Consider the following 519-nt stretch of genomic DNA (forward strand, 5'->3'; position numbering starts at 1 on the left):
AAAAAGCCCATGCTCATCGCGCTGTACATGATCAAATCAGGTTCAGGTTTCCAACTGTTTGCTTCAAACGCAGAGAATACTTTTCCTTTGAATGCATCAAGCAGGCCGGTTAACTCAAGTGCGTATTCAATTTTATCTTTGGGACCATTTGACGCGACGCAGTATTCAATATTGTGAGAGTCGAGGAATTGGATCAGCCTTTTAGCGCCATCCATTGGTTGTAAATGACGAACAAACAATTTTTGAACTTCTGTTCGGTATTGGGGTTCAAGAACATCAATTGGAACATTAATGTTCATCAACTCTTTGGTATCAAGAAGAATATCGGCCAGTTTCCCACCTTTAAAGTGAGAAACACATTCTTCCATCGTTAACTCTGCACCGTGTAGATTAAATACATTCACTAGTGCTTGGCAGCATAAACGCTCACTGTCGACCAACGTGCCATCACAATCAAAAATCACGCATTTAATATTGGTAATTGCCATAGCCTTCCCCTAGACGCATTTGTCGATGTCG

The 519-nt window shown here is 41.2% G+C and carries 1 protein-coding gene; it reads right to left on the minus strand.

The genetic code is table 11. The features are described 5' to 3' along the window. Positions 1 to 488: HAD hydrolase-like protein (locus tag R7O13_RS30840; RefSeq protein WP_318305716.1), on the minus strand; the 488-nt coding region annotated here is incomplete at its 3' end. Between the last annotated feature and the right edge of the window lie 31 nt (positions 489 to 519).

It is taken from the genome of Vibrio sp. Y176 (genome assembly GCF_033438945.1).